Origin of the sequence: Halomonas sp. PA16-9, assembly GCF_009728585.1 — a bacterium.
Lineage (GTDB): Bacteria > Pseudomonadota > Gammaproteobacteria > Pseudomonadales > Halomonadaceae > Vreelandella > Vreelandella titanicae.
Map to the genome: position 1 here is coordinate 114,859 of NZ_CP040452.1, position 12,233 is coordinate 127,091.

Genomic DNA, 12,233 nt, shown 5'->3' on the forward strand with positions numbered 1-12,233 from the left:
CCTGGATTACCCTGCGGGCGGTTGATTTTTTATCAGCCGCCCGCATTTTGTTGTGAACGCTTAAACAATGGTCGCTTATTGAGTGGCCTGCCAGTCATCGGGAGCTCGCCTCCCCCAAGGAGTTATCTCCATGACCACTATTGTCTCCGTTCGTCGTGGTAATCAGGTCGCCCTCGCTGGCGACGGCCAAGTATCGCTGGGCAATACCGTAATGAAAGGTAACGCCAGCAAAGTACGCCGCCTCTACCGCGGTAAGGTACTGGCCGGGTTTGCAGGTGGCACGGCGGATGCGTTCACGCTGTTTGAGCGCTTTGAAGCGCAGTTGGAAAAGTACCAGGGCCATTTGACCAAGGCAGCGGTTGAGCTTGCCAAAGATTGGCGCACTGACCGGGCGCTGCGCCGCCTGGAAGCGCTGCTCGCCGTTGCGGATCACAGCGCCTCGCTCATCATTACCGGTAACGGTGATGTAGTCGAACCCGAGCGCGGCATTATTGCCATTGGCTCTGGCGGCAACTTCGCCCAAGCCAGCGCCCGAGCGCTACTGGAAAATACCGAGCTGTCGGCGCGTGAAATCACCGAGAAGTCGCTTTCGATCGCTGGTGATATCTGTGTATTCACCAACCACCACGTGACCCTCGAAGAGCTGTCGATTGACGATCGCTAATCAACTCACGCGATCCCCAAGCGCCGCTCACTGCACACTAAGGTTACTTATATGACTCAGATGACACCCCGCGAAATTGTTCACGCTCTAGACCAGTACATTATTGGCCAGCAGGATGCCAAACGCGCCGTGGCAATTGCTTTGCGTAACCGCTGGCGCCGTATGCAGCTCGATGACGACCTGCGCCCAGAAGTCACTCCTAAAAATATTTTGATGATCGGCCCCACCGGTGTGGGTAAAACCGAGATTGCCCGCCGCCTGGCCAAACTGGCTAAAGCGCCGTTTATTAAAGTCGAGGCGACCAAGTTTACTGAAGTTGGTTATGTAGGCCGTGATGTAGAGTCGATTATCCGCGACTTAATGGAAGCGGCGATCAAGATGGTGCGCGAACAGGCCAAAGAAGAAGTTAGCCACCGCGCCGAAGATGCTGCAGAAGACCGCGTGCTAGACGCCCTTCTGCCGCCGCCCCGTGGCCAGGAAGACAAGCCGCGGGAAGACAGCGGCACCCGCCAGACCTTCCGCAAGAAGCTTCGCGAAGGGCAGTTGGACGATAAAGAGATCGATATCGAAATCTCTTCCCAGGGCCAAGGCATCGATATCATGACGCCACCAGGTATGGAAGAGATGACCAGCCAGCTGCAGAGCATGTTCTCCAACATGGGCCAGCAGAAGCGTGAAAACCGCCGCGTAACAGTCAAAGAGGCGCTGGTACTGCTGCGCGATGAAGAAGCGGGCAAGCTGGTCAACGAGGAAGAGATCAAATCCCGCGCGGTCTACTCGGTCGAGCAACACGGCATCGTATTCCTGGATGAGATCGATAAAGTCGCCAAGGGTAGCGGCCAGTCCAGCGGTGGCGAAGTCTCCCGTGAGGGCGTCCAACGAGATCTGCTGCCGCTGATAGAGGGTTCCACCGTCTCGACCAAGTACGGCATGGTTAAAACCGATCACATCCTGTTTATCGCCTCCGGTGCTTTCCACCTGTCGCGCCCATCGGATCTGATCCCTGAACTACAGGGCCGCTTGCCGATCCGGGTTGAGCTTGACGCGCTAACGCCCAACGACTTTAAGCGCATTCTCACCGAGCCCTCCGCCTCGCTGACCAAGCAGTACCAAGCGCTGCTGGCCACCGAAGGGCTGGACGTAGAGTTTACTCCCGACGGTATCGAGCGCATCGCTCAGATCTCCTGGCAGGTCAACGAAGGCACTGAAAATATCGGCGCCCGCCGCCTACACACAGTGATGGAGCGGCTATTGGAAGAAGCCTCTTTCCGAGGCGGCGATATGGAGAGCCCGCTGGTAATTGACGGCGACTATGTCAATGCTCAGCTTGGCGAACTGGCGGTCGACGAAGACCTGTCGCGGTATATTTTGTAAGCTGCGTCTGCTGTTATTATCTGCATTGGTACCGTCAGCAACAGCAAGCCCGCTCTTTGCGGGCTTGCTGCTATGTTCATAAGCCATGGACACTTAGCGATGAGGTTTCATCATGAATGCGCCCACCCCCACTAGGGTTCACTACCATAAACAGGCCCGCGAGCTGGAGCTTGGCTACGCCAATGGGGAGAGTTTTCACCTCCCGGTTGAGTTTTTACGCGTCTATTCGCCTTCCGCCGAAGTGCGTGGCCACGGCGGCGACACCGCGGTACTGCAAGTGGGTAAAAAAGATGTCGGCCTGCAAAATATTACCCAGGCGGGCAACTATGCACTGAAACTGCACTTCGATGATGGCCATGACAGCGGGCTGTTTAGCTGGAACTACCTGTATGACCTCGCGACCCACCAAGAAGCCTACTGGAACAACTACTTGCAGCGTTTAAAAGAGGCCGGTGCCTCGCGAGAGCCCGCCAGCATTCAATTCAAGCAACTGTGACTACCTGACTCATATCCTATACAAGAAGCCAGGCAGACAAGCCAGGGTGGACAAGGCTACAATGGCGTTAACTTTTAATCGCGTCGATCTCAGGGTCAAAAGACCTAAGGTCGATTTGCCATCGCCTCGAATTCGGGAGCTACTGCCCAATGAGCCCCACAGAAAAACGCACCACTGACTTTGGTTTTCAGGAAGTCCCAGTTGATGAAAAAGCTTCACGAGTGGCCGATGTTTTCCACTCCGTGGCTGCCCGCTACGATGTGATGAACGACCTGATGTCCATGGGCATCCACCGAGTCTGGAAGCGTCTTACCATTGAACGCGCAGGGGTGCGGCCTGGTCACCACGTGCTGGATATCGCGGGCGGCACAGGGGATTTAACGCTTAAGTTCTCCCGTTTGGTTGGCCCCCGGGGCAAAGTCGTACTTGCCGACATCAACGCCTCCATGCTCAAAGTGGGCCGCGACAAACTGATGGATAACGGTGTAGGCGGCAACGTCGAGTATGTTCAAGCCAATGCCGAAAGTCTGCCGTTTCCCGACAACAGCTTCGACTGCATCACCATTGCCTTTGGCCTACGTAACGTCACCGACAAAGACGCCGCGCTGCGCTCCATGGCCCGTGTGCTCAAGCCCGGTGGCCGTCTTTTGGTGCTGGAGTTCTCCAAACCCAACAACCCGCTGCTCTCCAAGGCCTACGATGAGTACTCTTTTCGCCTGCTGCCCAAAATGGGTGAACTGGTGGCGGGGGACGGCGACAGCTACCGCTACCTGGCGGAGTCGATTCGCATGCACCCAGATCAGGAAACGCTTAAAGCCATGATGGAAGAGGCGGGGCTTGAGCGGGTTGAGTACACCAACCTGACCGGTGGTATCGTGCGCTGCACCGCGGCATTAAGTTATGACATTGCAAAACAGCATGACGTCCAAAAGCCAGACAACGTCCCTGCGGCCGATGACGCTATCTACCAAGAGGTCAGCATGCTGGTAACCCCGACCCTGCTGCTGGCCGGTTGTGAACGCACGCTCAACGCCCTGCTCTCCCGTGACCCCGCTGCTCCTGAACGGCTAGCGGCACTGGCGGGCAGCCGTCTACTGGTGCGCCTTGAGCAGCCCCACTTAGCACTGGTCATTCACTACCATCACGCCGGGCTCGACCTGATGCGCGGCGATGACGTTGATGAAACCGACGTAGACGCAGTGGTAGAGCTCACCCCGGAAACGTTTTCCGAGTGGATCAGCGGCGCCTCGATTGAACGCCTTATGTTTGACGGCAAGCTGGCGGTGCGCGGGCGTATCCATCTGCTTGAAGCCACTCGAGACCTGCTCTTCGACCTGGACATCGACTGGGAGAGCGAGCTGGCCCGCTGGCTGGGCGATATGCCCGCCCACTCCCTGGCCGAGGGACTGCGCCGCGCTGCCCGCTGGGGGCTGCGTGCCAAAGACGAGCTGATGCAGGATGTTTCTGAATATGTCTTTGAAGAGGCACGTCTGCTGCCAGGGCGGCAGCAGCGTAGCCTACTGCGCGAGCATCTGACCGAGTTAGAGGTGGCGACCGATCGCCTGGAAGCGCGACTAAACCGCTTACAGCGACGTCTAGAACAGCTACAGCTTGCGCCACAGGAGTCGCGCCCATGAGCCTGCGTCTGCTGCGGATAAGCTGGGTGATCAGCCGCCACCGGCTTGACACACTGCTGCCGCTAGAGCGGCTGCCCTGGTGGCTCCGGGCGCTGCTATGGTTTTCTCCGCTACGTTTGATCCCCGTTGGCAAGCGCTCGCGGGGCGAACGTCTGCGCTTGTCGCTGGAAGCACTGGGGCCGATTTTTATTAAATTCGGCCAAATGCTCTCGACCCGTCGCGACCTGCTGCCAGCGGATATCGCCGATGAGCTGAAACGCCTGCAGGATCAGGTGCCGCCCTTTCCCGGTGATCAAGCCGCCGACCGGGTCGAGAAAGCGCTGGAAATGTCGCTGGAAGAGGCCTTTGCTGAGTTTGACCGAGTGCCATTGGCCTCGGCGTCGATTGCCCAGGTGCACGCGGCAAGACTGCACGGCGGTGAAGACGTGGTGGTGAAAATCATTCGCCCCGGCATTGATCGCGTGATGCGTCAGGATATGGCGCTGATGTACCAAGTCGCCAAGCTATTCTCCAAAATCCCCGAGGCGCGTCGCCTGCGTCCGGTGGAAGTCATTCGCGACTACGAAGCCACGCTGTTTGACGAGCTGGATCTCTACAAAGAGGCCGCCAACACCTCGCAGCTCAAGCGCAACTTCAAAGACTCACCGCTGCTGTTTGTGCCCACCATCTACTGGCCCTTCACCCGCCGCCATGTGATGGTGCAAGAGCGCATTCGCGGTATTCCGGTCGCCGATTTAGATACCCTGATTGCTCGTGGCACTAATTTGAAGAAGCTTGCAGAGCGCGGCGTCGAGCTGTTCTTTACTCAGGTATTCCGTGACAACTTCTTTCACGCGGATATGCACCCAGGCAATATTTTCGTCAACTGTGACAACCCCGAAGATCCCCAATACATTGCCATCGATTGCGGCATCGTCGGCAGCCTGACCCGGGAAGATCAGGACTACTTAGCGCGTAACCTACTGGCGTTTTTCCACCAGGACTATTATGAAGTCGCTGCGCTGCACATCGAATCCGGCTGGTGGGCGAAAACACCCGCGCTAACGAATTCGCAGCGGCGATTCGCACCGTTTGTGAGCCCATTTTAGAGAAGCCGTTGAAAGATATCTCCTTCGGCCAGGTGCTATTGGGGCTGTTTCAAACCGCGCGGCGCTTTAATATGGAAGTACAGCCGCAGCTGGTACTGTTGCAGAAAACGCTGCTCAATATTGAAGGCCTGGGGCGCCAACTCTATCCGGATCTAGATCTGTGGAGTACCGCCAAGCCCTATTTAGAGCAGTGGATGAAAGAGCGTGCCGGGGTCAGCGGTTTATGGGAGTCGCTGAAGCGCCAGGCGCCGGAGCTTTCGCACCAGTTGCCCGAACTGCCCGTACTGGCTCACCAGGCGCTAAGCCGTATGGAGCACGAGCATCGCCAGCGCCACCAGCAGGTCGAATCGATCAACGACATGCGGGTGCAGATGGCGCGCCAGGGCAAACGCCTCTACCGCCTTCGGCTTGGCTTGATTCTGCTGGCGCTGGCACTGGCGTGGCAGCCATTAAGCGGTTGGATTGCACTTCAGGAGTGGCCGATACTAGCGGCCGCCGCCATTGGCCTACTGCTGCTGGTATGGCAATAGAGTGACGCACTAAACGTTTACGAGGATTCCCATGGACAGCAACGCATTATCGCCTAACAATTCGACTAGCCATACTGATGTGCTGGATACGCTCAATGAGGTGCTAAAGCAGCGACGCCATGCAGCGGCAGAAGAATCTTATGTTGCCTCCTTGCATCATAAGGGTTTGAACAAGATACTCGAAAAGGTAGGCGAGGAAGCAACAGAAACAGTGCTTGCGGCAAAAGATGCCGAGCATGGTAGCGAGGCTGAACGCCAAGCATTGATTTCTGAAACCGCCGACCTGTGGTTTCATAGCCTGGTGATGCTGTCACACCTGGGATGGATCATCAGGCCGTTTTAGACGAACTGGCACGGCGTTTCGGCATTTCCGGACACGAGGAAAAAGCCGCCCGCCAGCCATAGTTGCCACATAGGGCTGTCGCATAGTGGTAACGCGCGTACTGTAGTACTGCTCCTAGCCATAGGGCTCGTATTCATTGGCTCAGTGGTAAAAGAGATAGCGCTAAAATAGTAGCACTCACTAAAATAGATAGCACTCAATCGATAGTTAACCTGCTCGCAAGAGGACACGCATATGTTAGGTGGTATTAGTATTTGGCAGTTGCTGATTGTGCTGGGCATCATCATTCTGGTTTTCGGCACCAAAAAACTGCGTAACGTGGGCACCGACCTAGGCGGGGCGGTCAAGGGCTTCAAGAAAGCCATGCACGACGAGGAGAAAAATAAAGAGTCGGACAAAGAGGACGCCGACCAACCCCATGCCAAAGTGAGCCATGAAGAGCCGGGCAACACTTACGACGTTCAAGCCGAAGAGAAACAGGCCGCCCACGACCGCAACGAAGAGCGCAAATAAGCCATGCTGGATATCGGCTTTCTTGAACTGATGCTGATTGGCGTCGTCGGGCTGTTGGTGCTTGGCCCGGAGCGGCTGCCCCGCGCCGCCCGTACGACGGGCATGTGGATTGGTAAAATCAAGCGTACGGTATCCGGTATGCAGCGTGAAATCAGCGCCCAACTGGAAGCAGAAGAGCTGCGCCAAAAGCTCAATGAACAGCAAAAGAAGCTCGATGACAGCTTGAAGAAAGCGAAGCTGGACGTAGAGAGCATTGCCGATAGCCCGTCAGACGCTGCACCAGCGCAGCAGAGCGACACTGATAAGAGTGACACTGAGCAGCGCGTTGCCCAGGCCAGCTCTCGATTGGATGACGCCCTGCAAACGGTGCGAGAGGAAACGGTGCGTGAAGAAACACCTCCGTCATCATCTGCCTCGGCTGCGCCCACCCGCGAGGCCGAACCTGAAACGCCTAACCCTGAGTCGGCTGCACTTAATAAGGATCGTAATCACCAATGAGCATGTCTGGCGATTCAAAGGAGCCGCGGGAAGAGCAGAGCCAAGCCCCCCTGATTGAGCACCTGATCGAGCTGCGCTCACGGCTAATGCGCGCCGTGATCGTTATCCTGGTGGTCTTTTTGGGCCTCTACTCCTTTGCCAATGATATCTACACCTTTGTTGCCGAGCCGTTGATGGCGCTGCTGCCCGAAGGCTCGCAGATGATCGCTACGGAAGTCGCTTCGCCATTCTTAGCGCCGTTCAAGCTCACTCTGGTAGTCGCGGTATTTATCGCTATTCCGTTTGTGCTACACCAAGCCTGGGCGTTTATCGCCCCGGGGCTTTACGACAATGAGAAAGCGCTGGCGATTCCGATTCTGGTTTCGAGCATTGCGCTTTTCTACGGCGGCGCGGCGTTTGCCTATTACGTTGTTTTTCCGCTGCTGTTTGAGTTTTTCACCCAAACCGGGCCGGAAAACGTCGCCGTGATGACCGACATTAACCAATATCTGAACTTCGTTCTTAAGCTGTTCTTTGCCTTCGGTGTAGCGTTTGAGATTCCTATTGCGACCTTTTTGCTTATCTTATCTGGCGCTACGTCGGTGGAAAGCTTGTCTAAAAAGCGCCCGTATATCCTACTAGGCTGCTTTGTTGTCGGCATGCTGCTAACGCCCCCGGATGTGATTTCACAGAGCCTACTGGCGGTACCGATGTATCTGCTTTATGAAGTCGGGCTGTTGTTTGGTCGCCTGGTGCGCAAGCGCAAAGAGGAGAAAGAGACTGCCGAAGAGCAAGAAGCAGACCTCTAAGCACTGGGATCAACGTCCAGATATTTAAAAGCCGCCGCCATGATCAATGGCGGCGGCTTTTGTATCAGCACAGTGGCGAGCTTAATCCATCATTTCTGCAATGCGATCCACCAGTTTAAAAATACCAGTTGCGGCTTCGCTGATCCGCGTTGCCAGCATATAAGCGGGTGTGGTGACCACCCGGTGCTCAAAATCCACCACGATATCTTCTACGCTACAGGTGCGGTGTAGCCCACCCATGGCGCTTATCGCCCCGGAAACCGCCGGGTCATTGCCCACCGTTACCGCAATGCCCTCATCCAATAGGCGTGGCACAAGTACGGGGGAAATACACATCAAACCAATCGGCTTGGCCTCTTGGTGAAAGCCCGTCAGCGCCTCTTTTAGCGCTTCTAACACCTGCATATTGTCGCTGGCACTGGCAAAGTCCGAAAGGTTCTTGGCAACGCCAAACCACCGGGCACAATCACTGCGTCAAAATCATTAGCCACTAATTCACTCAGTGGGCTGATCTCCCCTCGCGCCAAGCGAGCGGACTCCAGCAACACGTTACGCTGCTCGCCCTCCACTACTTCTTGGGTGAGGTGGTTAACCACATGGTGCTGCTCAATATCGGGGGCAAAACAGCGGTATCCAATGCCCAACTGATCCAAGCGCAGCAGGGTTAGCGTGGTCTCATATATTTCCGAGCCATCGTAAACGCCGCAGCCAGCTAAAATCACTGCCACCTGTTTGGTCATGCCTATCTCCTTATCCCAGGGTCTGCCGAACGCAATACAGCAAAGCTGTCGCTCACTTTAGTCAGTCTGCCGTGTCGCCACAAGACGGCTTTCGCCGCAGGGCATGGCTGATATACTGATTCCAGGCCTTCGGGCATGTTGATTTGCGATCCTTAATGTTCACGATCACTGATTTTTACGACCTCTAATGGAGAGCCCTCTTGAGTACACCCACTGCCCGCCACTTTCCCGCCACGCGCATGCGCCGTATGCGCCGCGACGATTTCTCACGCCGATTGATGCAGGAAAACAGCCTGAGTCCATCCGACCTGATTCTGCCCGTTTTTGTGTTGGAAGGTATCAATCAGCGCGAAGCCGTCGCCTCCATGCCCGGCGTTGAACGGCTGTCTATTGATCTGCTGATCGAGCAAGCTCGCGAAGCGTATGAACTGGGCATTCCAGCACTGGCACTCTTTCCTGTGGTTGGCTCCGAGCACAAGAGTGAGTTTGCTGAAGAGGCCTATAGCGCTAGCGGTTTAGTTCAGCGCAGCGTGCGTGCCCTTAAAGAAGCGCTACCCGAATTAGGCATTATCACGGACGTGGCGCTGGATCCTTATACCAGCCACGGTCAAGACGGCATTCTTGACGAACACGGCTATGTCCAGAATGACCGCACAGTGGATACCCTGCTCAAGCAGGCGCTCTCCCATGCCGAAGCGGGGGCCGATGTGGTCGCCCCTTCCGATATGATGGATGGCCGGATTGGTGCGATTCGCCAGGTGTTGGAGCAGGAACATTTACATAATGTGCGTATTATGGCCTACAGCGCCAAGTACGCCTCGCACTACTACGGGCCTTTTCGCGATGCGGTCGGTTCGGCTGCTAACTTGGGCAAAGCGGACAAGCGCACCTATCAAATGGATCCCGCTAACAGCGATGAAGCGCTCCACGAAGTGGCCATGGATATCGCCGAGGGCGCCGACATGGTGATGGTCAAGCCCGGCATGCCCTACCTAGATATCGTGCGGCGGGTAAAAAGCGAACTACAGGTACCCACCTTCGCCTACCAAGTCAGCGGCGAGTACGCCATGCACCGCGCGGCCTTCGACAACGGCTGGTTAGAAGCGGAGCCGGTAATACTGGAGTCGTTGATGTGTTTCAAACGGGCAGGCGCAGATGGCATTCTGACCTACTTCGCCCTAGATGCAGCGCGGTTACTTCAGCAACGCTAAGATGACAACCTGGTGACACCTTTTTGTCATCTTCTCCCCGCATACTGCACTGATATACAAGTATCAGGCTATGATACCTTCGAGCTATCAACGCGGGGAGATCCACTATGGACGAGCAAGCTTCAGATTCCTTACCACTGTCGTCTACCGATCACACCAGCAGCGACGGCGATACGCCGCTACGGATTAACCGTACCCCAACCGGCGTCCAGGCACGTGAAGCACAGCCTGAAACCGACCTCGACGATACCCAGCTCTACTTCAACCGCGAGCTATCGCATCTACAGTTCAATATCCGCGTGTTGGAGCAGGCGTTAGATGACGCCCACCCACTGCTCAATCGGCTAATGTTCCTGCTGATCTTCTCCTCCAACATGGATGAGTTTTTCGAGATTCGAGTGGCGGGTTTGAAGCATCAAATTGCCCTGGGCGACGACACCACCGCCGCCGATGGCCGCCTGCCCAAAGCGGTGTTGGCGGAGATCTCGCAGCTTGCCCACGCGCAAATTGATCGCCAGTATCAGATACTCAACGACACTTTGTTACCCGCGCTGGAAACCCATGGGCTGCGTTTTCGTCGCCGCGATCAGTGGACTGATGAGCAGAAAGCCTGGGTTAAGGCGTTTTTCGATAATGAAATTATGCCGGTCATTAGTCCGATCGGCCTCGACCCCTCGCACCCTTTCCCGCGTTTAGTGAATAAAAGCCTCAATTTTATTGTTGAGTTGGAAGGCAAAGATGCGTTTGGTCGCGCCGGGGGGATGGCGATTCTTCCCGCGCCGCGCTCGCTACCGCGTCTGATGGCACTGCCCAAGGAGCTCTGCGAGGAGGGATTCTCGGAATATGTTTTCCTCTCTTCGATGATTCATGCCCATGCCGAGGAGCTGTTTCCTGGTATGAGCGTACGCGGCTGCTATCAATTCCGGCTGACCCGCAACGCGGATATGAGCGTTGACCCAGAGGAGGTTTCGGATCTCGCCTCTGCGCTGCGCGGTGAGCTGCTGGCACGCCGCTACGGCAGCGGTGTGCGCCTGGAAGTCGCCGACAGTTGCCCTGATGACTTGACCAACTTTTTGCTGCGCCAGTTTGAACTGGAAAGTGACGACTTATATCGCGTCAAAGGGCCGGTTAATTTAACCCGTATGATGTCGGTACTGGGGGATGTGGATCGCCCCGAACTACTCTATCGGCCGTTCACCCCCAGCATTCCCAAAGCGCTCAAAGCGGGTAGCCTGTTTGAAGCCATCGCCAAGAACGACATTCTACTCCATCACCCTTTCCAGTCGTTTACGCCGATTGAAGACCTGCTGCGCGAAGCCGCCCGGGATCCAAATGTACTGGCAGTGAAGCAGACCCTTTACCGTACCGGCGCAGACTCGGCCATTGTTAACGCACTGGTGGAAGCGGCCAGCCAAGGCAAAGAAGTCACTGTGGTCATTGAACTGCGCGCGCGCTTTGATGAGGCCGACAACCTACAGCTGGCTTCACGCTTGCAAGAAGCGGGGGCAATCGTTGTCTACGGCATTATGGCGTACAAAACCCACGCCAAAATGCTGCACATTGTGCGTCGCGAAAAAGGTGAACTTTGCTACTACGCGCACCTGGGCACCGGTAACTATCACTCTAAAACCGCCAAGCTATATACCGACTACAGCCTGCTGACTGCCAACAAAGCGTTGTGTGCCGATGTTCATAAAGTGTTCCAACAGTTGTCTGGAATGGGCCGCGCACGCAAAATCGACACGCTGTTGCACGCGCCATTTACGCTGCATGAACGGTTGGTGGCAATGATCGATCGGGAAGCGCAGATAGCGCGTAAGGGTAAGCGCGGGCACATCATTATTAAGTGCAACTCGTTAACCGAGCCCAAGCTTATCAAAGCGCTCTACCGGGCCTCACAGGCGGGGGTAGAGTGCGATTTGATTATTCGCGGTATGTGCTGTTTGAAGCCAGGGGTACCGGGCGTTTCCGACAACATTCGCGTGCGCTCGATTATTGGTCGTCTGCTGGAGCATACTCGGGTGTTCCACTTCCACAATGATGGCAAGTCGGAGACCTGGTGCTCAAGCGCGGACTTTATGGCGCGCAATATGTTCCACCGTGTGGAGACGTGCTTCCCGCTGCTGGATAAGAAGCTCGCCACCCGGGTACGCAAAGACCTGGAGACCTACCTGGTGGATAACTGCCAGAGCTGGCTGCTCCAGACCGACGGCAGCTACCTACTCCAGAATCCGGGCGACAGCGATGCCATTAGTGCCCAGGAAACCCTGCTCTACGCCTATGCATCAAAAAGCTAGGCATCGAAAAGTCAGCACTCCCCCGCTGCTTAGGGCAGCGGGAGGGATTCTGCC

Annotated in this window: 9 protein-coding genes and 4 pseudogenes; 12 read left to right on the forward strand and 1 reads right to left on the reverse strand. The window is 56.1% G+C overall.

Annotated elements, in window-relative coordinates:
• The first annotated feature begins 130 nt into the window (after positions 1-130).
• The 10 genes and pseudogenes from hslV (at position 131) to tatC (ending at position 7,931) form a co-directional block, all read left to right on the forward strand.
• Entirely contained in the window at positions 131-664 is a 534-nt protein-coding gene (hslV, locus tag FDY98_RS16980) for an ATP-dependent protease subunit HslV (RefSeq protein WP_007113850.1), read from the forward strand.
• Positions 665-715: 51 nt separating this feature from the next.
• Complete coding sequence (hslU, locus tag FDY98_RS16985) at positions 716-2,038, forward strand: ATP-dependent protease ATPase subunit HslU (protein WP_009287441.1); 1,323 nt, start codon at positions 716-718, stop codon at positions 2,036-2,038.
• 112 nt (positions 2,039-2,150) lie between these two features.
• Entirely contained in the window at positions 2,151-2,534 is a 384-nt protein-coding gene (locus tag FDY98_RS16990; RefSeq protein WP_027958645.1) for a gamma-butyrobetaine hydroxylase-like domain-containing protein, read from the forward strand.
• A 149-nt stretch (positions 2,535-2,683) separates the two neighbouring features.
• A pseudogene (ubiE, locus tag FDY98_RS16995) lies at positions 2,684-3,438 on the forward strand (bifunctional demethylmenaquinone methyltransferase/2-methoxy-6-polyprenyl-1,4-benzoquinol methylase UbiE).
• 76 nt (positions 3,439-3,514) lie between these two features.
• Positions 3,515-4,171, forward strand: coding sequence for a ubiquinone biosynthesis accessory factor UbiJ (locus tag FDY98_RS17000; protein ID WP_027958644.1), 657 nt, complete (start codon positions 3,515-3,517; stop codon positions 4,169-4,171).
• A pseudogene (gene ubiB / locus FDY98_RS17005) lies at positions 4,168-5,789 on the forward strand (ubiquinone biosynthesis regulatory protein kinase UbiB). The gene FDY98_RS17000 and the pseudogene ubiB overlap by 4 nt, the downstream one beginning before the upstream one ends.
• Before the next feature lie 31 nt (positions 5,790-5,820).
• Positions 5,821-6,194, forward strand: a pseudogene (locus tag FDY98_RS17010) (phosphoribosyl-ATP diphosphatase).
• 172 nt (positions 6,195-6,366) lie between these two features.
• On the forward strand, positions 6,367-6,645 hold the full coding sequence (tatA, locus tag FDY98_RS17015) for a Sec-independent protein translocase subunit TatA (RefSeq protein ID WP_027958641.1): 279 nt from the start codon (positions 6,367-6,369) through the stop codon (positions 6,643-6,645).
• 3 nt (positions 6,646-6,648) lie between these two features.
• Entirely contained in the window at positions 6,649-7,143 is a 495-nt protein-coding gene (tatB, locus tag FDY98_RS17020; protein WP_027958640.1) for a Sec-independent protein translocase protein TatB, read from the forward strand.
• Positions 7,140-7,931 (forward strand): twin-arginine translocase subunit TatC, encoded by a 792-nt coding sequence (tatC, locus tag FDY98_RS17025; protein ID WP_009287443.1) that lies wholly within the window; start codon positions 7,140-7,142, stop codon positions 7,929-7,931. Before tatB ends, tatC begins: the two co-directional genes overlap by 4 nt.
• A gap of 81 nt (positions 7,932-8,012) precedes the next feature.
• Here tatC and elbB read toward each other — a convergent pair.
• Positions 8,013-8,671 (reverse strand): annotated as a pseudogene (gene elbB, locus FDY98_RS17030) (isoprenoid biosynthesis glyoxalase ElbB).
• A gap of 200 nt (positions 8,672-8,871) precedes the next feature.
• On the opposite strand from elbB, the gene hemB reads away from it, so the two are divergent.
• Both hemB and ppk1 read left to right on the forward strand, forming a co-directional pair.
• A complete protein-coding gene (hemB, locus tag FDY98_RS17035; RefSeq protein ID WP_022522097.1) occupies positions 8,872-9,882 on the forward strand; it encodes a porphobilinogen synthase in 1,011 nt (336 codons plus the stop codon).
• A gap of 107 nt (positions 9,883-9,989) precedes the next feature.
• Complete coding sequence (gene ppk1 / locus FDY98_RS17040; RefSeq protein ID WP_027958639.1) at positions 9,990-12,179, forward strand: polyphosphate kinase 1; 2,190 nt, start codon at positions 9,990-9,992, stop codon at positions 12,177-12,179.
• Positions 12,180-12,233 lie beyond the last annotated feature (54 nt).

Bases quoted from the DNA above. Each gene is read 5' to 3' on its own strand.
- hslV (WP_007113850.1), top strand. From the start codon at position 131: ATGACCACTATTGTCTCCGTTCGTCGTGGTAATCAGGTCGCCCTCGCT.
- hslU (WP_009287441.1), top strand. From the start codon at position 716: ATGACTCAGATGACACCCCGCGAAATTGTTCACGCTCTAGACCAGTAC.
- FDY98_RS16990 (WP_027958645.1), top strand. From the start codon at position 2,151: ATGAATGCGCCCACCCCCACTAGGGTTCACTACCATAAACAGGCCCGC.
- FDY98_RS17000 (WP_027958644.1), top strand. From the start codon at position 3,515: ATGCTGGTAACCCCGACCCTGCTGCTGGCCGGTTGTGAACGCACGCTC.
- tatA (WP_027958641.1), top strand. From the start codon at position 6,367: ATGTTAGGTGGTATTAGTATTTGGCAGTTGCTGATTGTGCTGGGCATC.
- tatB (WP_027958640.1), top strand. From the start codon at position 6,649: ATGCTGGATATCGGCTTTCTTGAACTGATGCTGATTGGCGTCGTCGGG.
- tatC (WP_009287443.1), top strand. From the start codon at position 7,140: ATGAGCATGTCTGGCGATTCAAAGGAGCCGCGGGAAGAGCAGAGCCAA.
- ppk1 (WP_027958639.1), top strand. From the start codon at position 9,990: ATGGACGAGCAAGCTTCAGATTCCTTACCACTGTCGTCTACCGATCAC.